Below are 22,639 nucleotides of genomic sequence, written 5' to 3'. Positions count from 1 at the left end.
TGACCCTGGCAGCGCGATGCTGTTCATCAGTAAGCCCACGTCAATGAGGAGTCAGCCATGAGCCACGGCATCAAGACGATCATCATCCCGGTCCGGGACCTGGCCGCCGCCAAGGCGCTCTACGCAGCCGCGCTGGGCGTCGAGCCCTATGCCGACGAGCCGTACTACGTCGGCTTCCGGATCGGTGACCAGGAGATCGGCCTCGACCCCAACGGCCACAACCACGGCATGACGGGTCCGGTCGGCTACTGCCACGTCGGCGACGTCACCACAACGCTGCGTCACGCCACCGATGCGGGCTGGCGAACCCGCCAGGAAGTCAAAGACGTCGGCGCGGGGCAACTGGCCGCCGTCGTCGAGGACCCCAACGGCAACGTCCTTGGATTCCTCCAGCGATGAGCGGACCGGGAATGCAGAACCACGGCACCAGCAACCAACAAGCGAAGGAAACAGCCATGACCACCATCGACCACATCACCCTCGAGGTATCCGACCCCACCGCCGCCGAGCGCTTCTACACCGAGGTGCTCGGATTGGGCAAGCACGTGCGGGTACGAGCGTCCGAAGCGCCGACATCCGGTTTCCGTGGGTTCACGCTATCGCTCGTCATGTCCCAGCCCGCCGATGTCAACGCCCTGGTCAGTGCCGCTGTCGACGCCGGAGCGACGACGGTGAAGCCGGCGGCCAAGTCGCTTTGGGGCTACGGCGGCGTCGTCCAGGCCCCGGACGGGACGATCGTGACCCTCGCGTCTTCGTCGAAAAAGGACACCGGGCCGGCCACCGGGCAGATCGACGACGTCGTGGTCCAGCTGGGCGTCGCGGACGTCGCCGCGAGCAAGCGGTTCTACGTTGACCGCGGCTTCAAGGTGGCGAAGAGCTACGGCCGCAAGTACGTCCAGTTCGACTCGGGCGCTGTCACGCTGGCGCTCTACAAACGCCGTGGACTCGCCAAGGTCGCGGGCGTCTCCCCAGACGGCAGCGGGTCGCACCGGATTGTTGTCGGCAGCAACGCCGGGCCGTTCACCGACCCGGACGGGTTCGTATGGGAGGCCACTTCAGCCTGAGCGAAACAGCGGCTCGGATCGCATGGAATCGCGCGTCGTAAATCTCGCGTCGCGACCGCCTTCTGCCAGTTCCCACCAGCGTTCGACGGTCCCGCGCATCGAAGGCAAGCAAGCCCTTCGATGCGCGGGACGCTGCCCAACTTGACCAGCTCTCCAAGAAGCTTGGCGACAAGGAAGCCGAGACTCGTTCTGCTAGTTCGTCGATAGAAGCTCTGCTAGTTCGTCGATGGAAAGGCCGCGAGCTCGATGGTGAAACGCTTCCGGTACGGCTGCGCGTGTACAAAATCCGAGGGCAGGGCGGCGCTGTCCATGAGCGTGGACATTTGTTAACGTCTATGTACGTAGACAATTCGAAATGTCTGCGTACGTAGACAGGAGACGCCGATGGCGAGCCTCACGGATGCGCGGCAGCTGGGCGCCGCTGTGCGTGCCGAACGTAAGCGGCGCGGGATGTCCCAAGTAGCGCTCGCTGCGAGCGCCGGGGTGTCTCGGGCATGGTTGGCCAGGTTCGAAACCGGTCATCGGGCAGCCAGCATCGAGCAGATATTCCTGGTGCTGCGCGCACTCGGGCTTGCGTTCGAACTCGCTGAACCGAAGATGACCGACGGCGAGGCGAAGCTATTGGCTGCGTTCAAGGCTCGGGCGGAACGCTGACCGGCTCTTTCTGCCGCGTCATCACTCTGTGCACAAGCGCCGAAAGACCTCATCGCCGCCGACGTGGCGGATGTGGTCGGGATCGCCGATGACGACGAGTAGGTCGCGCGCTCGGGACAACCCGACGTAGAGGCGTTCGCGGGAGCGGTCGCGCGGCTCGTCCTCGTTGAGCGCGAGCACCACGCACCGTCGCTCCATACCTTTGAATCCGAGCACATGGCCGTAGAACACCTGATCCGCGTCCCAGAACGTCCGCCAGTACTCGTCCTGCCCGGCGGCCTGCCGCGCGACCTGTTCCGGGTGCCGGCTGCCCGTGGTCAGCAGCGCGATGTCTTCGGGGCGCCAGCCGTCGTCGATCAGCGCGTCGACCTCGTCGTCGGCCCGTTCGACGGCGTCGGACGCCGCGCACGAGATGAACCGCACCGCCGGACCGTCGGCGCCCAGCAGTCGCATCGGCATCGGCGTAAGCGGGGTGAACACGGTCCCGATCTGCCGCGTATTGCGGATGTTGTGGTCCATCACCAGCGGCACCAACGGAATGGGCGGCCGACCGAACCGCTGGAACACGCGCTGCCCGTCGTCGGTGAACGCATAGACGCCGCCGGTCTCGTCGTCGCGCAGGGCGGCGAGCAGCGCGGGCCACCACGATTCGGCGAAGTCCTGTGCCTCATCGACGACGACGGCGTCGAACCGCTCCTCTTCCGGCAGACCCGCGCCCAGTTCGACCATCTGCGCAGGCAGGCGACGCTCCCAGTAGTCGGAGTCGTCGTCCGTCCCCGGCGCCGCACCCCACCGCATGCCCAGCGTGTGGAACTCCCCGACGTACGCCGGTTGCTGCGCGGGCGGCCACGTGGCGACGGTGCGGCGCATGAACTCGGCCAGCCCACGCGAGTAACACGTCAGCACCACGCGCTGCCCGTCGCGCGCGAGCCGTCGCGCCTGCTCCATCGCCAGCCACGTCTTCCCGCTCCCGGCACCGCCGCGGATCTCCACCCTGTTGAGCAGCTTGATCGCGCCGAGGATCGTCGCCTGGTCCTGGGTGAGCTGCTCGGTGATCTCCTCGCGCTCCAGCGCCAGCGACACCACGTCGCGCTGCGGCATGTTCCTCCCGCGCAGGATCTCCGCGATCGTCCCAGCGTCGACGACGTCGGCCACGCGATGCCGTGTCTCCTGCTGCACCGGGATGTCCCACAGCCGACGCGCCAGGTCACCGAGGTCGTCCCGGCCGGACACCATCCACCGTGGACACTCGGGACGAGAGAAGTCGCCGTCGATCTCCGTGTACGGGAAGACGACGGCGTGCGCCCACCGCAGCCGGTCGCCGCCTCGCTCGGCCCAGCGCGGGTCGGCCTCAACGTAGCGGCGCAACGCGTACTTGGTCTTCAGCGCTTGCTCGACCGGGTGGATCTGACGACGACGGCCGCCGCTTCCCTCCACCCACCAGGAGTCGCCGTCGTGCGAGACGACGCCGCCTTTGACCTCGACGACCACCACGCCCGAGCCGGGCATGATCACCACGAGATCCGCTTCATGGTCCTTGGCCTCGTCGGTGATCCGCAGACCGGCCGCCAGCACGTCGTCGGCGCCCAGCTGGTCGCGCAGCAGCTCCCAGACAAGACGCTCGCTCTTGGTGTCGAACCGCGGACTCTCGGGGATCAGCAGCGGCACGGGTCCTCCTTCGGTCACGGTGTGGCGACCTACGGCACGGCCACAACGGGTGACGAGGGCGCACCCGTCCGGCGCGCTCCCCGTGGTGCTGCCGACGGGCGTCGTCGGCGTGCCGAAACCTTTATCTCGCAGACGTCGGACACAATGCCGTGTGCTGCGGCGCATGCGCCGTCAGGCGCCGACCGTCACGCCCAGCCGCAGCCGGACCAGAACCCGATGAGCTCGTTGCGCGCCTGCGCTTCGGCCGCCTGGTACATGGCCGCCAGCCGCGGATCCTCATCCGCATACCGGGGTACCCAGCGGGCGGCACCCGAGCGCACCAGGATCGCCCCGACGTCGTCTCCGTCCACCTCGACGGCGCGGAGCAGCCGGTCATAGGGGTCACGATCGGGACCGTCGCTTGTGCGGAACAGCTCCACGGGCTCCCCGAGCACCAGTTCCTCGGTGACGCGCGTCGCCTCGTCGAACCCGCATTCACCGCGCTCTGGGGTGTCGACCTGCGGAGGCCGGATACGTTCGACCGTCCCGTCGGCCAGCTCGACGTCGAAGGTGTCGCCGTCGACCACGTACACCACGACGGCGTAGTCGCCGTCCGGTTTGGTGTCCGTATCGTCCGGTGCAGTCTCGGTTTCGGGCTCAGCCTGTGCGTCGCCCGATTCGCTCGGCGCGGTCTGCTCGTCCGTCGACGACGACCGTTCGCGCTCGGCCGTCGTGGCCCGCTCGGTTGTGGAGACGTCGGACTCGTCTGGCTCGACGAGCGAACACCCCGCCGCCGACACGGCAAGAACGGCGACGGCGACAGTACAGGCGCGTCGCCGCTGGCGCTTCACCATCCGTAACCCCTCAGATCCTCATTCCGCCCGGTCGCGCGACCGCTGCCCCGCACCGTCAACTGCGGCTCATCCCTAGGCTTCCGCGCGAACCCGTCCGACGACGCGACGCGCGTGCTCATCTTGATACCGGAAGCCTCGGACACAACCGGACACGTATGACGCCGCCGAACGTCGGCCGCCACACCCACCCGTCAGCCGCGTATTTGCCGAAGCAGCAAGATTCTGTGCCGAGTCCGCGGACGCCTGGTGAGAATGGCCCCATCTCGATCGAAGGAGCCTCATGAGCACTACCGATGCGGTCACGTTCTGGGACGGTGTCTACGCGGCACGCCCAACGCCCATGGACCCGCGGCCGAACGTCCGTCTCGTCGAGACCGTCGCCGACCTGTCGACCGGCGACGTCTTGGACCTCGGATGCGGGAACGGCGGTGATGCACTGTGGTTGGTCCGCCAGGGATGGCACGTCACCGCCGTCGACATCTCGGCCGTCGCGATCGAGCGGCTCACCGAACACGCTCGCGCGCTCGGACTCGACGACCGCGTCGCCGCCGCTCAGCACGACTTGCGCGAGTCGTTCCCGCCCGGCCGGTTCGACCTGATCACCGCCCATTACCTTCACACCCCCTATGACCTGGACCGGTCGACCGTCCTACGCGCTGCCGCACACGCGCTCCGCCCGGGCGGTCGGCTGCTGGTGGTCGACCACGGCTCCACCGCGCCGTGGTCGTGGAACCAGGATCCCGACGCCCGGTACCCGACCCCGCAGGAGGTCGCGGCCGGCATCGACCTGGACCCGGCGTCGTGGGTGATCGAGCGGGCGGACGCGCCCCGGCGGATCGCCACCGGGCCCGGCGGGCGCATCGCCGAGGTCACCGATCACGTCCTGCTCATCCGCCGCGCCGCGTGAGCCTGCCCACCGTGCCGTTCCTTCGTTGAAAGGTCAGAGTTCCATGCCGGCAACATCCCGCCGCAATCGCCGCCGAGACACCCCGCCACCCCGGACGGGAAACAGCGAGGCCGAGGTTCTGCGTGGCTTCCTCGACTACCTGCGGGTGTCGATGGCCGCGAAGGTCGAGGACGCCCCAGAGCCGCAGGTCCGGACGGCGGGGGTTCCCTCCGGTACCAACCTGCTCGGCCTGCTGAATCACCTGACGTTCGTGGAGCGTGCGACGTTCCTCGGGGAGAACGTCACCGACTGGCCAGCCACGTTTCAGGCCACACCGGACGACAGGGTCGCCGACGTCGTCGCCCGCTACCGGGAGACGGTCGAGCGCGCGAACACGGTGCTCGACGGTTGCATTGACCTCGGCGCACCCGTTCCCCGGCCACGGTCGGGGCGTCCCGCGCCGAGCGTCCGCTGGGCTCTCACGCACATGATCGAGGAGACGGGCCGCCACGCCGGGCACGCCGACATCCTCCGCGAACTGATCGACGGTGCGACGGGGCGCTGACGGACGACCTGTTGAACTCAGGCAGCAGCGTAACTGTACCGAAGTACACTGTATTTAGGTACAGTTACAAAGGAGCTGCTCATGAGGTTTGTCGGGCGGTCCGCCGAGTTCTCGCGTCTCGACGCTGAGCTGGCACGCGTCGAGAAGGGCCAGGCGAGGTTCGTCGTCGTTCGAGGGCGGAGGCAGGTGGGAAAGTCGCGCCTGCTGACCGAGTGGCTGAGGCGCCGCGACCGCCCGCACGTGTACTACCAGGCTCTCGACAAGCCCATCCACCAGGAGCTCGAATCGTTTCGGGACGCCGTCGCCCGCTCGAGCCTTGAGCCCATCGCCGGCATCGCGCGAACTGGCGTGAGCTGGTCGTCATGGGATTCAGCGCTGGCTGTGCTGGAGTACATCGCGGCACCTGGGCGCCATGACGGCTCGCCGGGGGTGATCGTGATCGACGAACTCCCGTGCATCCTCAGAAACGATCCGAGCTTCGAGGCGACGTTGCAGGCTGCCTGGGACCATCAGCTCCAACGGGCCGGTCTGCTGCTGATTGTCGTCGGCTCCGACCTGGCGATGATGGATGCGTTGACCAGCTATGGCAGGCCGCTGTATAGCCGCGTAGACACCGAACTGCGGGTCGAGCCGCTCAATGTCTGCGAGGCGGCGGAGCTGCTGGACCTCGGTGCCCGCGAGGCTTTCGATACCTACCTGATGACCGGTGGGTTTCCAAAGGTGCTCGCAGCTCGGGCGGAGCATTCGACCACGTCAACATTCCTGAACGAAGCGGTCGCAGACGAGGCGCATCCACTTGTGTATACGGGCCAGCGCATGCTCGACGCGGAGTTCCCTCCGTCGTCTTCCTCGCGTTCCGTGCTCGGCGCCATAGGCCACGGAGAGCGGACATTCGGTCATATCCGAAACAGAACCGGCCTCAGCGAGCGGTCACTCGTGAACTCCCTCAACCTCCTGAAGGAGAAACGGGTGATAGCCGCCGAGGATCCGCAGGCGCTCCGCGTCGTCAGACGGCGTACCCGGTACCGCGTGGCCGACCCCTACCTGCGCTTCTGGTTGTCCTTCCTGGCCGAACGAGTCGATGACATCGCCCGTGGCCGCGGCGATCTCGTGGCTGCGGACGTCGAAGCAGGATGGCAGAAATACTCCGGCGAAGCAGTCGAACCTCTGGTGCGTGCGTCCATCGAGCGCATCTTGCCCGATGAGCGATTCGGCGCAGCGCGTTACGTCGGTTCGTATTGGGGGCGCGACAACCATCCGCAGGTCGACCTGATCGGGACGGAGAAGCGGAGCGGCAGCAGTCGGCTCAGCTTTGTCGGTTCCATCAAGTGGCGAGCGACCAAGCCCTTCACGGCCCGGGACGTCGTTCAGCTAGGTGAATTGGCTCAACACCTGCCTGGCTGGTCCGAGAGTACGGCCCGGGTAGGCGTATCCCGGTTGGGGTTCGAGCCCGGGGCGGATCTCGACGCGACCTTATCGCCGGAGGATCTCATCGCCGCCTGGCGCTGACGACCGCGTCACTGGTGCCCGGGGCGAGGACGGCACGAAAGCTTGAGTCGTCGCCGAGGTGGAAGTAGATGCGTCCGTCCACGGAGCCGTCCTCGGTGAGGCGCGCCCAGCCGCGACCGCTGACCTCGTCTCCCTCGTCGTGTCCCTGCCAGGTGAACTCGACGCCACCGGCGTCGCCGTGCTCTCTGGGGCGGCAGTCCATCCAACCGCGGACGGCGATGAATCCGAACTGACCCATGCCGTCGTCGGTGAACTCAATGAAGCCGGGCTCCACTAGGTCGATGTCTTCTTGATCCCACAGCTCCATCTTCACGATCCGCCATCGACCGATCAGTCGTTTTATCATGTCCTCCTCAATCAGATGAGCGCGCCGCGAGTATGGCCTCTGCTAGCCGGTCGCTGAGGACGGTGACGGATGGTGCGGGATCCGCGCCGAAGTAGTCCGGCTTGTATGCCTCCATGAGAGCCTCGCCGTCCCGGAACCAGTCGAAGTCAGGACGATCGAGAACGGTGCGGAAGACACGATTCGCGGCCTCGACGTCGCGCCCAGCGAGCCGCCGGAATGCCAGCGGCGATACCGTGTCATCGGTCAAGTAACCGAGAACCATGTCGCGGTGCTCTGGAGCTGCCGCGAGCTCGGGTTCGGCGAACACGGCTTCGACGTGGCCGAAGTTCAAGAGGAACATGGGGCCCTCGTCCTGGTCATAGATTGCGGCGATCGTTTCGGCGTCGTCGGGGTCGGGAACCGGCCACTCGACGGGCGTCGGGACGCCGCCTCGCCGACCGGCGACGCGCTCGGCGGTCGTTTTGCCGTCGGCGCCGCGGCCTTCGTACGTTCGATAGTGCATGAACTCCTGCATTCGGTCATGGAGCTCGGAAGCGGGGACGACGACGAGGTCGGAGCCGAAGAACTCTATGAACAGCTGACGCTCGTCACGTTGGATCTGCCAAGCGCGGGCACGCTTCTCCGGGTTCCGGAAAACCGCGTACGGGCAGTCCATCGCTAGCTTGGCCGCTGCGTGATACATGATGTCGCGGTCGTCGGCCGGCCGGGTGTGGAGGATTCCGCTGAGCATCCACGCGTCGCGGATCGGGACCACGCGCCCGATCAGAAACCACTCCTCGGACGGCATATCGAAGACGTCGCGGCCCATGTTCGAGTAGATGCGATATTCGAGGTCGTCGACCAGGTTGACCGCGACGATACCGCCGTCGTCATGCTTCTCCACCTCGAATACGCCCTCCACGACGTCCTGCCAGCCCAGCAGCATGGAGCACTCGTCGTCGGTGAGCTTGTCGCTGAACTGCTCCACGAACCGCTCGACTACCGTGCTGCCGTCGTGCAGTGTGTACTGCAGAGCGAAGCGATCTATCAGGTTGACGGCGGTGAACTCGTCCTCAAGGCTTTGCGGCTCGTCGTATTCGCGCGTCATCGCTCGAAACGCGCGGACGAAGCGGTTGTGCTTGGCGTACTGAACCAGCTCTCGCTTCAGTTCTGCACAGCGTGCCAGGAAGTCGTCATCGATAGTGCATTGTGTGTCGATTGCGGACGCTGCGTTCACATCGAAGACCATAACCACGACGCTCGCCCGATTCGTCCCGCCGCGCCGGTCGGTGATCACGGTCGGCGGATCGGTGACGTCCTTGCAGGGCGACGCAACGGTGTATGGGTCGCAACCGGCGGGTGCGCCATGCGTGGCGGCTGCCCCGGTGAGAACTGCCCGGTGCGGAATGCGAGCCTATGCACATGGCTGTGAGGCGTTCGGATGCGGCGGGCGGTGGCGATGCGCGTGCCTGGCTGGAAGGACTGTCAGCGGACGAGTTGCGTGGATTGCTGGCCGACGCGGTTGTCCAGGTCGACGGGATGGCGGAGTTCGTGGCGCGTCGGCACATCGCCGCCACTGACGATCTCGGAAGCTTGGCCGACGAGGTGGAGGACACGTTCACGCCGACGTGTAGCTTCTACGAATACCGGGCGGCCAACGAGTACGCCCGCGAGGCCGAGCCGGTTGTGCGGCTCCTCGAGCAGCAAGCCGAACAGAGCGCGTCCCTGGACTTCCTGACCATCCTGCAGAGGGCCATAGACCAAGCTGTGCGCACGATTGTGCGAAGCGACGACTCGTCGGGCATGCAGGGCGACCAGATCCAGCGGTTGCTCGACCTGCACGCGAAGGTCGCCGCACGCTTGTCGCTGCCGACCAACGACGTGAAGAAGCTGGTCAAGTGGCTATTCACGTTCCGGTTCGGCGGCAAGCAGGACTTCTTCGAGATCGACATCGACCGGTACGGGACCGTGCTCGGTGAGGTAGGCGTGCAGGAATACCGGCGCCTCCTCGACGAGGCGGCCGCAAAGGATCCGGACGACTTCGCCGTTCGTCACGCTCGTCGTCGGCTGGCGGTACTGAGCGGTGACGCTGATCAGATCATTGCCCAGTACGGCAGCGACCTGAGCTATGCGCGGCAGTACATCGACCTTGTCGAGGCCCTCGAGGCCGCCGGACTGCGCGAGCTGGCCGTCGAGTACGCGCGGCGCGGTATGAAGGCCGACCCAGCGTCGCAGTACGTTCGACGGTTGGTCGACCGGGTCGTCGACGACGCTCGTCGGCGCAAGTCGTACGACGAGGTGGTCCAGGCGCGACGCGACCATTTCCAGGCGGCACCGTCATCGTCGACCTACGCGGCGCTGCGCGACGAGGCACGCAAGGCTGGTGTCTGGGAGAAGGAGCAGGAAGCCGCCGGCGCGCTGCTCGCCGGGTCGAGGCCGTGGGAGTGGGTGTACGTGCTGCACAAGGACGGCGACGACGAAGCGGCGTGGCGCGCCGCCGAGCAGCACGCGGACGTCATCGGGGACGACACGTGGCTCAGTCTGTGTGAACGTCGCGTCAAGAGCGACCCGGCCTCGACCCTGCCTCACTACCGGCGGATCATCGAGTCCACGCTCACCGCGGCGGATCGTCGCAATTACCGTGCCGCGGTACGTGTCTTGGAGAAGATGCGCGTGGCGGCTGAGGCGAAGGGCGCGCCCGACGAGTTCGCCGACTACCTGGCCGACGTCGCCGAACGAAACCGTCGCCGGCCCAGCTTTCTCGACGAGCTGCGTCGCGCCGGCATGGAGCCGTAGGACACTGCCGGCGGCGTCTCGACGCGCGCGGGCGTGGCCGACGTCGAGCATGGTGCGGTGAGTTGCCGTGCATGGTGCGTTGGGTGATCGTTGAGATGGCTGGGAATGCGCTTGCCGACGTGCATTCAGCGCACCATGCAGTGGAGCGCGCGCCCTCGTCGCCGTTGCACGCATACCCGAGGGGAACGGCGTAGATCACCGCTGAGTGTGCAGGGGACGAGGCGTCCAGCTCAGTCCGTGGCTGAACTCGGACCGCCTCCTCGGCGCACTCGGGGAGCCGACGCTGGAAGTGCTCGGCACCTCGTAGGCCAGGCTGCCTTGCATGGTGCGGTGAGTTGCTGTGCATGGTGCGTTGAGTGATCGTTGAGATGGCTGGGAATGCGCTTGCCGACGTGCATTCACCGCACCATGCAGGTAGCGGGCGTGGCGCGGGGATGGAGTGGGGTCGTGGGGCGGGGTGAGGCGCCGGGATGGGGCCGGGATCGTGGCGCGGGGTGGGGCGGGGTGAGGTCCCGGGATGGCAGCGAGATCGTGGCGCGGGGATGGGGCGAGGTTTGGCGGTGTGGGGAACTAATGGCCGTTGCGGAGCGCGGCGCGGGCAAAGGTTATGCCCTGCGGCGTGGGCTGGGCGGCACGCAGCGCGAACATGTCGGATTTGTCCAGCGCACCCAGCCGGCGCAAGACGTACTCGGTGTCTGATGTGCTCTGGATGACGGACCTGTGGTCGATCGGTGAGCCGTCGCCGTGGCGCCAACCGGCTTCGCGGAGGAGCTCCGCGACGAGAGTCTCCCGCTGGAGAAGCTCCCCGCCACCGCGCTCGATACCGCCGGTTGTACCCGTACCGGCGACGCCTCGGCCCGCGCTCGCGCTACCCGCGGCGTCGATTGCGCCCACGCTGCCCGCGGCGGCGGTTGCGCCCGTGCCGCCCGTGCCGCCACCCGCACCCGCGCCACCCGCGCCCGTGGCGCCCGCGCCTGCGGCGACGGCCACGAGGTAGAGCAGGCCGGCCTGGTTCGTGAACGGATCCCGAGACTTCACCGGCAGGTTGGCGGCCAGGTGCCACCACAGCGCCACCGGATCGCTGCGTAGCTTGCGCGCACGTGCCGTGAGCAGCAGCCTGCCCCGATACTTGCGCAGCAGGCCCAGCTTCTGCGCGGTCTCCCGCAGGAGCAGCACCGGCAGCGTTTGGTCCTCTCGGTTGAACTTGCCGACCCACTCGTCTTCCATGCCGAGCTCGGCCATCGCGGCCTCGACATGTGCGGGCGGGAGGTAGCCGGCGGCGGTGAGCTTGATGCCGTCGTCGCCGACGCGCTCCAGGAGCCAGCCATACGGACGGACCATCGCCTCGGCCGTCTCGACGTCGATGATCACGGGAGCGTCGAGCCGTGCGTCGCCGATCAGCCGTCGCAACCGCCGGCGCGCCGGCACATACCCGACCGAGTTGTAGAGCTGCAGCAACGCGTCCGGCAACTCACCGACCGCCGGCAGGTCGGCGATACCGAGGGAGTCCAGGACACGGTTCACTTCATGGACGTCGAACGGCACGGGTGCGTGCGACGCCGGGTCGACATCGTCGCCGTACATGCTGCGGAGGTCGGCCATGGCGTCGCGATGATTCGGATGCTTCGGATCGTTCGCGGCGGCGAACGCCTCGTACCCGGGCACGCCGCCGCAGTCCTCCGCAGGCCCTGGGCGCTCGCCGCCCAGGCAGGAGGCGACCGGTTGCGGCCCTTCCCTCGGCAGCACCTTCTCCAGCTCGATCACATGCACCCAGTCGTCGCCGAAGTCGTAGCAGTAGAAGAGCGTGTCGCCGGGCTCGGCCAGCACCTCGTCCAGACGCACATCCTCCTCGGGCACGCCGCCCTCATCCTGCGCTTCTTCCCGTTCGAACGGGCACAGGTAGTACTCGGTGTGAGGGCTGTGGTACTCCGGTCCGGAGCCGAACTGGTGCAGGTGGCTGTCCGTCCAGCCCACCGCCGCTTGGATGACATCGTGCACGTCGTTGAGGAACAGGTCCGAGGCGAGCTCGAGGCGACGCAACAGCGGGGGAGCCGTGTCTTGCAGCTCGACCCGCACCTGATAGGTGACTGTGTCCGGGCGACGGGGGCTGCGTCGCGACGTTGGGGCCACGTCGTCATCGATCGGATTCTCGACGAGCCGGAGGTGGCCGCGCTTCGGCGTCATGTGACCACGGTAGCCGTCGGTTGCGACCTGGCGTGCACGGAGGCGGACACTACGACCGGAATCACCCATGGGCGAACAGCGCGGCCCATGAAATCAGTATCGACGTGGCCGCCGCGTGTATACGCTGGGGAAAGATCATCAACGCGAGGATCAGGGCCTGCGCGAGTGGTCACGGTCGTGCCAGGCTCGCCGGGAAGGAGGCGCTGCCATGACGTCGACGGTTTCGACGACGGTCTCGACGAGGACGCCTGCCCCCGTGCAGCGCGCGTATACCAGTGTCGCGACGAAGGACGACACACTCTGGTCCGTCCGTAGTGAGCAGCGGCCCGAGGTCACCACCACGGCCAAGCGGCTGGACCATGCGATCGCCGAACACCGCCGGGCTCTGGCTGAGCTGCTGGAGACGTCGGCTGAGAGGCTCGACCTGGTGGTGCATCCCGTCATTCCGGCCCAGGCGCGGCAGCACCTCGATCTGGCGCGGGAGTTGCGCCGGACGGCGGCGCGGGCCAAGGCGGAGGCCGCGACGGAGGCGAAATCGGCGGCACGTGGTCTGGCGGCGATGGAGATCTCGCTCCGCGATATCGGGACGATCCTCGGCGTCTCGCATCAGCGTGCCCATCAGCTGGTCAACGATCCCGTGGACGGGCCGACGACGGCGGCCCGCACCTAGGGCTCGCCGGTGATGGGAGTCAGGCCGGGCCTGCGTGAGCGCAGCACACCACAGTCTGCGGTGGGGCACCGGGCACAGCCCGCTTGACGTGGCCGGGCCGGTTCCTGGAAGACTGCCCCGCGATGCGTGAATCAGAACGGACGTGGATCGTACTGGCACGGGACGTCTCCCGATCGGTCCGGCTCGCCGACGCGTCGACCGTCGTACTGTGCCTGGTGCTCGACGCTGCGACGGGTTTCGCATTGGCGACCACCGTCGGGCCATCCCGTCGCAAGGCATGCCGGGACGCGTTCGCGACGGCACTGGCCGAGCCGGTTCCGCCGCTGGACGCGGCGCCGCCGGCGCGGGTGATCACGGATGTCGAACACCGTGGTGACGTGCAGGCCGAGCTCGAACGTCAGCTCCCGGACCGGCGGCTGCCCGATGTCGATGGCGTGACGCCCCAGCCGGAGGCCGAGGATGTGTTCGACTCGCTGGTCGGACACATGTGTGGCCGGCGTCAGCCCGAACAGTTCCCCACCCCAGACGACTGGCGCATGCTCATGGGGCTGGCCAATTCCTTCCGGGACGCCGAGCCGTGGACAGCATGGTCCGATACGGTCCACCACCAACTCACCATCCGGGTGGACGGCACGGAGGCGCGCTTCGTCGCGGTGGTACTCGGGCATGAAGGCATCCAGCGCGGGCTTGCCATGTACCCAGGGGAGAGGTTCCCGAACGAGCTGCAGTACGCCGAACCGGGTCAAACGGTGATGCCGCCGGACGGAACGCTGCTGTTCTATCTCGACCCGTCGGCCGAGGTACCGGCGGAGTACGTCGGGAAGGCGCGCCGATACGGCTGGTCCGATGACGTGGACGACATACCGATCACGCTCATCATGGGGCCGGACGGCGCGGCCGACTTGGGGGCCCTGGAATGTCGGCATCTGACCGTCGGCATGGCGGCCATCCTCAATCGTGTCCCCGGAACCGAGCCGGGTGTGCCGACCGGCGGCGTGCTTCCGCTGGCACACGGCGCGCAGGGCGAGTACACCGCGCTGCAAGGGTGACGCCCTCCCGGGTGGCGCCATGCCCGGGCGACGCCCTGCTCCTGGGCGACGCCGCGCTCTCGGGGTGATGCCGTGCTCCGGGCGTGACGCCGGCCGGGTCAGGCGCCGTTCCTCACGGCGGTGGCCGGCTTCGGCTCCTCCCGCAGTGCGTAGGCGGCGGCCTCGGCGCGGGTGGCGACGCCGAGCTTGGCGAAGACGCTGCCGACGTGGTGCTCCACGGTCCGCTTGCTGATGTAGAGCCGTGCGGCGATCTGCTCGTTGGTCAGGCCTTCCGCGACGTGCGCCAGCACCTCGGACTCGCGCCTGGTCAACGGTCCCGCGGTGCGGCGGGCCGGGCGTCCACCATGCACCCCGAGCCCGCGCAGGTGGTTCGCCGCGGCGTCGGCGTCGGCGAACGCCGCCATGCGCTCGAACACCTCCAACGCAGCCCGCGCCTCCGCCGCCGCGACCTCCGGCTCCGTCGCCGCGATCGCCTGCGAGATCGCCAACCGCGTGCGCGCCTCCTCAAGTGGCAGCTCCGCCTCGGCGAACAGCGGCAACGCCGCCTCGAAATGAGCCAGCGCGTCCGGATCCTCGGCGGCCGCGCAGACCACGCCCGCGGCGTACTCGGCGAACGCCCTGATCCGCGGAACCTGGGCCACGGCGACGACGCTGCTCAGCCGCTTACACACCGCCCGCGCCTCGTCGAGGTTACCGGCGGCCGCCTCCACCTCGGCCAGCAGCGCGAGCTCCAGCGGGTGTGTCGCGTCGTCGCCGGATGCGGCGTCGCCCGTCGTGCCGACGACGCGCCGCAGCAGCCGCCGGGCCATCGCATGCTCACCACGCACCAGGTGCAGCCTCGCCAGCGGCCGGACGGCGAACGCGTCGAACTCGAACCCGGCGAGCAGCCGGCCCGCCTCGTCGTACCTGCCCTGTCGTACCCGCAGGTCCGCCAGCCGCACGATCGCACCGGAGCGCAACGCCCGGTAGCTCGCGTCGTACAGGTCGATCGAGGCCCGCAGCTCACGCTCCGCCTCGTCCCACTGCCCGGCCGCCGTCAGCACCGCACCGTAGTGTGTGCGGCAGATCGCCGACACCCATGGCGAGTTCTCCCGCGTCCCGTGCCCGGTCGCGACGGCGCTCCACTGCTGAGCGCGCCGGACGTCCAGCGTCAGCTCGCAGCAGAGCAACATGTGGCAGTAGATCTCGCCGGCGGTGATGTAGTCGGTGACCTCGCGGCCGGCGGCGGCCGTGGCCGCCTCGTCGAGCGCTCGCATCCCGTCGTCGATCCGGCCTTGCAGCACCAACGCGACGCCGACGTTGCTGAGCGCGCAGAAGCGCAGGTCGGCGTCGTTGAGTCGGCCGGCGATGTCGAGCGCCGCCTGGGCGTGTGCGAGCTTCGACTCGCCGTCCTCCGTGACCAGCGCCTCCGCCAGCTCGACCCAGCCGGACTCGACGCACTCGCCCGCCTCGTAGACCAGACTCCGGGCACGCGCCAGCCATCCCGCCGCGACCGCGTCGTTCCCGTACACGGCGGCATGCAGGAAGCTGAGTTCGCGGCCGGCGATCAGCGCCGGGATCCGGCTCTCGCCCAGTTCCCGGTAGGCGACGAACGCCCGCTCGTACAGGGCGATCGCGTCCTGGTAGTCGCCCGCCCACTCCACCGCCCGGGCCAGCTGGTAGAGCCCGTCGGCGGTCTCGTGCCGCTCGACGGCGTCCGCCAGCAGCGGCCGGGCCAGTGCCCAGTCGCCCCGCACCAGTGCGGCCTTGCCGGCCGCCAGCAGATCGGCAGCGGTCGTCATCGTGAAACCAGCATGCCACCGGGGCATCCGGCTGGCGAGGTTACGTATCCGAATAGGTACACGCACCGATGTGCCGGCGCCGGCGGCCGGCCGATCCTGATGCGGTCATGCCGACCGACGCGCAGCACAGTGAGGTGAACGCTGATGACCAGCACCGAGACTTTCCAGATTCCGCTGGAGACGGCGGAGGTATACGAGGCGCGGTTCGTTCCCGGCCTGTTCGCCGAGTGGGCGCCGCTGCTGACGGACGCCGCGGGTGTCCGGCCGGGGCACGCGGTGCTCGATGTCGCGTGCGGGACCGGCGTCGTCACCCGTGCCGTCGCCGATCGGCTCGGTGGTGACGGCACGGTTGTGGGGCTCGACCTCAACGAATCCATGCTCACCGTGGCTCGTCGCGTCCGCCCGGACCTGGCGTGGCAGCAGGGCGACGTCGCCCACCTGCCGTTCCCGGAGCGTACGTTCGACGTCACCCTGTGCCAGATGTCGCTGATGTTCTTCCCCGACCGGGGGCGCGCGCTCGCCGAGATGGCCCGGGTGACCGCACCCGGAGGAACGGTCGGGATCGTGGTGCCGGCCGCCATATCCGACCAGCCGGCGTATCACGGGGTGGTGTCCGTCATCGCCGATGAGGCCGGCGCCGAGGGAGCGTCGCTGGTGCAGACATACTGGTCATGCGGTGATCTGCGCGAGCTGCAGGACCTGTTCGAGTCGGCCGGTCTGACGTCGGTGACGGCGCGGACCCATACGGGCACCGCGCACTTCGACACGATCGACGGGCTGGTGATCACCGAGGTAGAGGGGTCCCCGCTGATCGACCGCATCGACGACGCGACGTACCGGCGCATCACGGAACGTTCCCGCGAGGTGCTCGCGCGGTTCGTCACCGGCGACGGCGCGCTGCACGCCCCGCTCGTCGGCCACATCGTCACCGGAATCGTCCCCGCTTGAGGTCGGTGCCGTCCCTGCGTGACGACGGGGCCGCCCGTGCTGAGCGCTGCGTCCCGCAGTGTGTGGCCCCGAACGCACGCACCGCGGGATGCGCGGTCAGGGGCCGCGATGATGTCGGAGCAGGCGTCGCGCCAGGTCGGTGCCGGCGTCACGCAGACCGGTGGGCTCGTAGACGAACGCGCGCGGCCCGGCCACCACCATCAGGAGCGCCAGCCGCTTCTCCACCGGACCCAGCAGGTAGGCCCGGAGCCTGACCTCGTCGTCGCTCTCGCGGACCACCTCGACCGACTCGGCGAACCGCTCCACCACCCATCGACGGTCCTGCGGAACCGCGATGTACACGGCCTGCTCCTTGCGGTTGGCGGCGATGCGCTCCTCCACGTCGGCCGGGCGTTCGAACGCCTCGTCCAAGATCTCGACGTCGCGGATACCCGAGAGCAGGAACGTGCCCGTGCGCTCGTCGTCGATGGCCGCGTCGAGTTCCCAACCGCGACGCGTCGTCGTCAGGCGGAACGGCATGATCACCCGCTCGACCACGCCCGGTTCCCATGCGCGGGCGTAGGTGATGCGGATCTTGCGCCGCTGGCGCAGCGCGTCGCCGAGTCGGGCGGCCAGGTGCGTCTGCCACTCGCTGCGCTTGGCCCCGAGACCGCGCAGGGCGGTGCCCATGAGCGCATCCAGCGCGTCTTCCAGGTCCGTATTGCCCGGTTCGAGCGCCATCAGGTTCTGGCCGGCCTGGTAGACCCGCGCCAGATCCGAGACGCTGACGTAGTCCGCGCCCACCTCGACCGTGGGGTGTGGCACCGCCGTGACATATTCGGCCTCGTCGGGAAGGACTTCCGCGCCGTCGGCGTCGTGGAACCTGATGGTGGTCGGCCGGACGACCGGCGGATAGTATCGAAGCGGCATGTCGGCGGAGTAGTACGCGCGGAGTTCTTCCAGCAGCGCGTCCGGGTCGATATCGAGAGACGCCGCGAGCTGGCGCAGGGGAAGACCGTTGGCGTGCATGGCCAGCAGGTTGAGCGCCCTGGTGACCCGGTCGAATCGCCGCACGTAACCGGGCGGGCGACGGTTCGGCGCGCCGGACGTCATGGGCGCGGACGGCCGTGAAACCGACACCTGCGACCCGGGCCCGCGCCGTTGGTCTCGCGGATCCGGTGGCGTGGAGCTGGCCGGGTGGTCACGGCCGCCCCGGTTGGCTGGCGGTCGACCGGCTGGACGGCGTCCGCGCTGGCGAGGGCCGGACGGTGGGGCGTCGACGGATAGTGGCCGCTCCGGGCCGCCCGTCAAGGGCTGCCGCTTCAGGAAGCGGCTCAGCTCGGAGATGATCTCTTCGCGGACCTCTGCCGATTCGACTATGCGGACGCGTTCGCCCAGTTCGTAGAGCCGCGCGCGGAACGCTGCGCGGTGCGTGACAGGAATGGTCAGGCGGACCATCCCGTCGTCGTCGGTCTCTTTGGCGACCGGCGTGCCGAGCGCCATCTCGGCTTGCGGAACGTACTCCTCGGTGGTCTCGACCACGACGGCGGTGGGCGGGTCCACCTCCCAGGTGATCGGGTTCAGCCCGTCATACGTGACGTCCTCGGGGACGACGGCCGTGTCCGGGCCGTCGACGACGACGTCGGTCATCCGCCCCGTGACGAACCGTTTCACCGTCGACGATCCGTCCTCGTGTCCGACGAGGTACCAGCCGGAGGCCCCCGGATGCACCAGATACGGGTGGACCACCCGGCGCACCTGCTTGTAGACGAACCGCATCAGGCAGCCGTTCTCGACCGCGTACGCCGCCTTGTCCAGGGCATCGTGGCCCAACCGGTGCGGCTCGTTCGTGCGGACCAGCGGCTCGTCGCCCGGCGGCTCGGATTCGAAGAGGTCATCACCGAGTCGGTCCACGAACTCGTCGCCGACGCCGGCCGCCAGCGCCGCCCGTACCAGCTGCACCTGATGCTGCGGCTCGATCTCCACCCGGAGACGGGTGTCGCGCGCATGCAAACGGTACCGGCCGGCCGCGCCGTGGCCCGACTCGTTCCGGATGTCCCACCCTATTCTTTTCAGTTCCGTGACGTCTCGGTTCAGCTGGCGTTCCGGATCCCGTGCAGATCCGTACCCCGCGATCTCGATCAGATCGTCGGTGGTCAGCCCCCTCGGCTCCGCCGCTTCCAACGTCACGAGAATCCTGATCAGGCGTTCCAACGGCCCAATCTGATCTCGCCCACCTGCCACGGCCCAACTACCCCCTCGGGCACGCTCGAAATTCAGTTTTGTGTCGAAGATGTTAGCGGAAGTTGCACAAGTCGTACATGGTGCGGTGAAACGGATCTATTGCGGAAATGTCACAGCAGGAGGCGGTGCGGTCATGCGCAAAGCGGCGTGGCGTGGCGTGTGGAGGCGGCGAGTCGACGTCATGCGGGCGTGGCGTGTGGCGGCTGCGGAACCGCTCGGCCGCTACGGCTGCGTGGCCTCCCGGCTGCTGGTGACCGCGGCGATGGTGGTGACCGCCCGGATGCTGGTGATCCGGGTCATCCTGCCGGGTAGCTGCTGCCAGCTCCGGCCGGCGTCGGCGGACGCGTACACCTCGCCGGAGGTGGTCCCGACGTAGACCCCGACCGGATCACACGCATCCGTGGTGAGCGCGTCGCGAAGGACGCCGACGTATTGCGGCTCGTCCGGCATTCCGTGGCGCGACTCCATCCAGGTTCCGCCTGCGTCGGGCGTCCGATACACGGCGAGACGTCCCTCCGGCATGTAGCGTTCATCGGCCCCGGCGAGTGGTGCGACCCAGACGGTACCGGTGTGGTCGACGGCGATCGGGAAGCCGTGGCTGGACGGCAGGCCGTCATCGATCCGGAGCCACGTCTCGGCGCCGTCGGTAGAGCAGAACGTGCCCTCGAAACCCTGCAGGTAGAGGGTGTGCGGAGGCCCTGGATGCGCGACCAGCTTGTGCACGCGATGCCCGACGTCCGTCCGCGCGCTGCCCATGGGCGGTGCGGGCAGCCCGTCGTTGCACGGCCTCCAGCTCTCTCCGCCGTCGTCGCTGCGGAAGACACCGGCGTGCGAGACGGCCACCCAGATCCGGTCCCCGTCGACGACGATGCTGTGCAACACGCTGGACCCGCTCGCCGCCGGTGCCCAATGTGGCCTGGTCGGATGCTCGGAGAGGGCGGTGATCTCCGCCCAACTCCGGCCGGCGTCCCGGCTGGCGAAGAGGCCGCCATCGCTGACTCCGGTGTAGACGACACCGCTCGACGGCGCACCGGACGCGAACCGCCACACGGCCTGCACGGTGCGGCCCGCGTCGGCGGCGTAGCGTGGGCTCGACCCCTGCTGTCGCCACGTCTCGCCGTCGTCGTCGCTGGCGCGCACCGTCGCGCCATAGGCAAGATGGGAGGTCGCCGCGAGCATACGGCCGGTACCCGGAATGCGGAACATGTCGTTGACCTGCCAACCCGGGAAGAGCGGTCCGCGCCGCCGCCACCGCGTGCGGCCGTGGTCGGAGGTGACGACGAACCCTCCTTTGGTGGTCCCGACCAACAGCGTGATCGGCGCCGGAGCAGCGTCTGCCGTCATCGTCAGCCGCCGGAGACGTTCTGCAGCACGGCCAGCCGGTCGCCGGGCTTCAGCTTGACGTCGTCGGCTTGCAGCCAGGCCGTGTTCTGGTCGTTGAGATAGATCAGCACGTGCGGCCGGAGCTGCCCGTCGTCCCGGTAGACGTGCAAGCGCAGCAACGGGTATGTCGTCATGAGCTGCTGGATCGCGTCGGCGAGCGTCGTTGCCGCGATGGTGAACCGGGTCCGGCCCTCGGTGCAGTCGCGGAGCATGGCCGGCACACTGACCTCGATCTCCCCGGGACTCGTCGGCGTCATCGGCGTACCCACGTCTTGACGCAGGTGATCCGCGGGAAGCGGCCGGGTATCTGCGCCCAGCTCTCGCCTCGGTCGAGGCTGTAGAAGATCTCGCCCGCGCTGGTGCCCAGGTAGACGCCGTAGGGGTCGAGCGAGTCCACCGCGAGCCCGTCGCGGAGCACGTTCGTGTAGTCGGCCGTCGGGAGGAAATCACCGGACACCGGATGCCAGCTGTCGCCCCGATCGGTGGAGCGGAACACCACGACACGTCCGTCCCGGACCACACGGTGATCGCTGTCGGTCAATGGGACGAGATACAGGTCGCCGTCCGCCGAGACCGTGAGTGGGAAGCCGAACCGGCCGTCGCCGTCGGTGCCCAGGCCGTTCTCGATCCGATGCCAGCTCTCACCGCCGTCGGTGGACCGGTAGACGCCGCCATGGTCCTGGATGTAGAGCCGGTCCGGGTCGGCCGGATCAAGCACCAGCTTGTGTGGGCAGACGCCGATCCGGTGCGACTTGGCCTCGACCGGCTGACGGCCGAGCCCGGCGGTACGGAGATCCCAGCTCGCCCCGCCGTCGTCGGTGTGGAAGACACCGACGGCGGATGCAGCTACCCACATCCGGCTCGGGTCCGTCGGATGGCAGAGGATGGTGTGCAGCCCCATGCCACCCGCGCCAGGACCCCACTCGGGGCGGGTGGGGTGGGCGGTGAGTCCGGACACCTCTGTCCAGGTATCGCCGCCGTCCCGGCTGACGAACAGCCCGGCCTCCTCGGATCCCGCGAACACCGTGTCCGGTTCAGGAACGTGTCCTGGGACGATCTGCCAGAACCTGTTCAGTCTCCATTCGCGCCGTGCCGAATCGTCCGACGGTGTCCATCGACCCTGATCCCACCGGTACGAGCCCATCGGTGCGAAGGCCGGGCCTTCGTCTACCGGTTGCCAGGTGGCGCCGAGGTCGTCGCTGACCTGGATCGTTGCTCCGCCTGGGAGGGGCACGGACTCGTCACCGACGCCGCTCGGATCGTGCCGCCGGCCGGACCGATGGTTCGTCCCGGCGAGCAGGCGTCGCCGACCGCCGCGCGAGTCACCGAGGATGCTATAGACCTCCCAGCCGCCCAGGTGCGGCCCGGACATCTCCCATTCGGTGCGGGCGTGATCGGTGTGGAAGAGGAATGCGCCCTTCACTGTGCCGACAAGCAGCGTGAACGCTGGGGCCGTGCCAACCGTCGTGGTCATTCCGGCTCTCCTCTCGGTGGTGGGGAGGGTGGTGACGTTAGCAGGCACCTCCGACAGAGTTCTGCCGTTGCGTCGCCGTTGTGTATCGGGGCGCCAAGTTGCGTTGATCCGAAGTCAGGCAGACAAGAAAGCGCAATTGTCGTCACATCAGGTATGACATTGAGTGTTCGCGATGTCGTCATACTCTAGATATCGCCGCCGAGGTTCGTGTAGAGCTAGGTGGGTGCAACAGGAGCGGCGATGGTGAAGCGCGAAGCGGTAGGCGACGACCCCGTGGTATCGGAGCAGCGATATGGCCACCGACGGACCCGGGTGTCGGAGTTCAACGAGCCTGATGAGCAGCGGTTACTCGACGACGTGGTGGATGATCTGGACATGCCTGGTGCGGGCCTGTCGTCGTGGGGCGCTGCGCAGAAGCCGGGTACGCATCCAGCGCTGGAAGAATGGGATGACGAGTCCGGAGCGGAAGACCACGATGACAACGATGACGACGGTCCGATGATCCTGGCTTGGTGACCGTCGTTCTGAGGCGCTGTACGGTCGGCGGTCTGCCGCGTCGATCGCGGTAGCGCTCTACCGCGTTCGCTTGTTCCACCGTATCGGCCACTGTGCTTGCGTGTGTTTCGC

21 protein-coding genes are annotated in these 22,639 nt (G+C 68.3%); 11 read left to right on the top strand and 10 right to left on the bottom strand.

Annotated features, from left to right (window positions below; genetic code table 11):
- Window positions 1–57: 57 nt before the first annotated feature.
- From G1H10_RS26770 to G1H10_RS26760, 3 genes are all read left to right on the top strand, one after another.
- Window positions 58–399, top strand: coding sequence for a VOC family protein (locus G1H10_RS26770; RefSeq protein ID WP_163743739.1), 342 nt, complete (start codon window positions 58–60; stop codon window positions 397–399).
- 56 nt (window positions 400–455) lie between these two features.
- Window positions 456–1,064, top strand: a complete 609-nt coding sequence (locus G1H10_RS26765) for a VOC family protein (protein WP_163743738.1) — start codon at window positions 456–458, stop codon at window positions 1,062–1,064.
- 384 nt (window positions 1,065–1,448) lie between these two features.
- Window positions 1,449–1,718, top strand: coding sequence for a helix-turn-helix transcriptional regulator (locus G1H10_RS26760; RefSeq protein WP_163743736.1), 270 nt, complete (start codon window positions 1,449–1,451; stop codon window positions 1,716–1,718).
- A 21-nt stretch (window positions 1,719–1,739) separates the two neighbouring features.
- Here the strand turns inward: G1H10_RS26760 and G1H10_RS26755 are convergent, their stop codons facing one another.
- Together G1H10_RS26755 and G1H10_RS26750 are read right to left on the bottom strand one after the other, a co-directional pair.
- Complete coding sequence (locus tag G1H10_RS26755; protein ID WP_216853693.1) at window positions 1,740–3,386, bottom strand: NERD domain-containing protein; 1,647 nt, start codon at window positions 3,384–3,386, stop codon at window positions 1,740–1,742.
- Window positions 3,387–3,571: 185 nt separating this feature from the next.
- Window positions 3,572–4,219 carry a thermonuclease family protein gene (locus tag G1H10_RS26750; RefSeq protein ID WP_163743732.1) on the bottom strand — a complete coding sequence of 216 codons (648 nt, stop codon included), beginning with the start codon at window positions 4,217–4,219 and terminating at the stop codon, window positions 3,572–3,574.
- Between the two features lie 280 nt (window positions 4,220–4,499).
- On the opposite strand from G1H10_RS26750, the gene G1H10_RS26745 reads away from it, so the two are divergent.
- The 3 genes from G1H10_RS26745 (at window position 4,500) to G1H10_RS26735 (ending at window position 7,179) form a co-directional block, all read left to right on the top strand.
- Complete coding sequence (locus G1H10_RS26745) at window positions 4,500–5,126, top strand: class I SAM-dependent methyltransferase (protein ID WP_163743730.1); 627 nt, start codon at window positions 4,500–4,502, stop codon at window positions 5,124–5,126.
- 43 nt (window positions 5,127–5,169) lie between these two features.
- Window positions 5,170–5,670 (top strand): DinB family protein, encoded by a 501-nt coding sequence (locus G1H10_RS26740; protein WP_163743728.1) that lies wholly within the window; start codon window positions 5,170–5,172, stop codon window positions 5,668–5,670.
- A gap of 81 nt (window positions 5,671–5,751) precedes the next feature.
- Window positions 5,752–7,179: an ATP-binding protein gene (locus tag G1H10_RS26735; RefSeq protein WP_163743726.1), complete on the top strand. Its 1,428-nt coding sequence runs from the start codon at window positions 5,752–5,754 to the stop codon at window positions 7,177–7,179.
- On the opposite strand, the gene G1H10_RS26730 is transcribed toward G1H10_RS26735, so the two are convergent.
- On the bottom strand, window positions 7,160–7,522 hold the full coding sequence (locus tag G1H10_RS26730; protein WP_163743773.1) for a hypothetical protein: 363 nt from the start codon (window positions 7,520–7,522) through the stop codon (window positions 7,160–7,162). The two genes, G1H10_RS26735 and G1H10_RS26730, sit on opposite strands and share 20 nt — an antisense overlap.
- A 10-nt stretch (window positions 7,523–7,532) precedes the next feature.
- Window positions 7,533–8,741: a hypothetical protein gene (locus G1H10_RS26725; RefSeq protein WP_163743724.1), complete on the bottom strand. Its 1,209-nt coding sequence runs from the start codon at window positions 8,739–8,741 to the stop codon at window positions 7,533–7,535.
- Between the two features lie 185 nt (window positions 8,742–8,926).
- Here G1H10_RS26725 and G1H10_RS26720 point away from each other — a divergent pair, with 185 nt between their 5' ends.
- Window positions 8,927–10,300, top strand: a complete 1,374-nt coding sequence (locus tag G1H10_RS26720) for a hypothetical protein (protein ID WP_163743722.1) — start codon at window positions 8,927–8,929, stop codon at window positions 10,298–10,300.
- Window positions 10,301–10,870: 570 nt separating this feature from the next.
- Here the strand turns inward: G1H10_RS26720 and G1H10_RS26715 are convergent.
- The gene (locus tag G1H10_RS26715) at window positions 10,871–12,484 is read right to left on the bottom strand and encodes a plasmid pRiA4b ORF-3 family protein (protein ID WP_163743719.1); all 1,614 of its coding nucleotides are present in this window, start codon (window positions 12,482–12,484) and stop codon (window positions 10,871–10,873) included.
- Between the two features lie 208 nt (window positions 12,485–12,692).
- On the opposite strand from G1H10_RS26715, the gene G1H10_RS26710 reads away from it, so the two are divergent.
- Window positions 12,693–13,154 carry a hypothetical protein gene (locus G1H10_RS26710; RefSeq protein ID WP_163743718.1) on the top strand — a complete coding sequence of 154 codons (462 nt, stop codon included), beginning with the start codon at window positions 12,693–12,695 and terminating at the stop codon, window positions 13,152–13,154.
- Between the two features lie 122 nt (window positions 13,155–13,276).
- Window positions 13,277–14,203 (top strand): hypothetical protein, encoded by a 927-nt coding sequence (locus tag G1H10_RS26705; protein ID WP_163743716.1) that lies wholly within the window; start codon window positions 13,277–13,279, stop codon window positions 14,201–14,203.
- Window positions 14,204–14,301: 98 nt separating this feature from the next.
- On the opposite strand, the gene G1H10_RS26700 is transcribed toward G1H10_RS26705, so the two are convergent.
- Entirely contained in the window at window positions 14,302–15,984 is a 1,683-nt protein-coding gene (locus G1H10_RS26700; protein ID WP_163743713.1) for a LuxR family transcriptional regulator, read from the bottom strand.
- Window positions 15,985–16,128: 144 nt separating this feature from the next.
- Here G1H10_RS26700 and G1H10_RS26695 point away from each other — a divergent pair, with 144 nt between their 5' ends.
- Window positions 16,129–16,932: a methyltransferase domain-containing protein gene (locus G1H10_RS26695; protein WP_163743711.1), complete on the top strand. Its 804-nt coding sequence runs from the start codon at window positions 16,129–16,131 to the stop codon at window positions 16,930–16,932.
- A 96-nt stretch (window positions 16,933–17,028) separates the two neighbouring features.
- Here G1H10_RS26695 and G1H10_RS26690 read toward each other — a convergent pair whose 3' ends face one another.
- The 4 genes from G1H10_RS26690 to G1H10_RS26675 form a co-directional block, all read right to left on the bottom strand.
- A complete protein-coding gene (locus G1H10_RS26690) occupies window positions 17,029–19,101 on the bottom strand; it encodes a WYL domain-containing protein (protein WP_163743710.1) in 2,073 nt (690 codons plus the stop codon).
- A 276-nt stretch (window positions 19,102–19,377) separates the two neighbouring features.
- The gene (locus G1H10_RS26685) at window positions 19,378–20,499 is read right to left on the bottom strand and encodes a WD40/YVTN/BNR-like repeat-containing protein (RefSeq protein ID WP_163743708.1); all 1,122 of its coding nucleotides are present in this window, start codon (window positions 20,497–20,499) and stop codon (window positions 19,378–19,380) included.
- Window positions 20,500–20,501: 2 nt separating this feature from the next.
- Window positions 20,502–20,795 (bottom strand): MoaD/ThiS family protein, encoded by a 294-nt coding sequence (locus G1H10_RS26680; protein ID WP_163743706.1) that lies wholly within the window; start codon window positions 20,793–20,795, stop codon window positions 20,502–20,504.
- A complete protein-coding gene (locus G1H10_RS26675; RefSeq protein WP_163743704.1) occupies window positions 20,792–22,012 on the bottom strand; it encodes a WD40/YVTN/BNR-like repeat-containing protein in 1,221 nt (406 codons plus the stop codon). The genes G1H10_RS26680 and G1H10_RS26675 overlap by 4 nt, the downstream gene beginning before the upstream one ends.
- 240 nt (window positions 22,013–22,252) lie before the next feature.
- Here G1H10_RS26675 and G1H10_RS26670 point away from each other — a divergent pair, with 240 nt between their 5' ends.
- The gene (locus G1H10_RS26670; RefSeq protein ID WP_163743702.1) at window positions 22,253–22,528 is read left to right on the top strand and encodes a hypothetical protein; all 276 of its coding nucleotides are present in this window, start codon (window positions 22,253–22,255) and stop codon (window positions 22,526–22,528) included.
- Window positions 22,529–22,639 lie beyond the last annotated feature (111 nt).

The organism is Phytoactinopolyspora halotolerans (assembly GCF_010550675.1).
Taxonomy (GTDB): Bacteria; Actinomycetota; Actinomycetes; order Jiangellales; family Jiangellaceae; genus Phytoactinopolyspora; species Phytoactinopolyspora halotolerans.
This window is presented reverse-complemented; position numbering and strand designations above follow the sequence as displayed.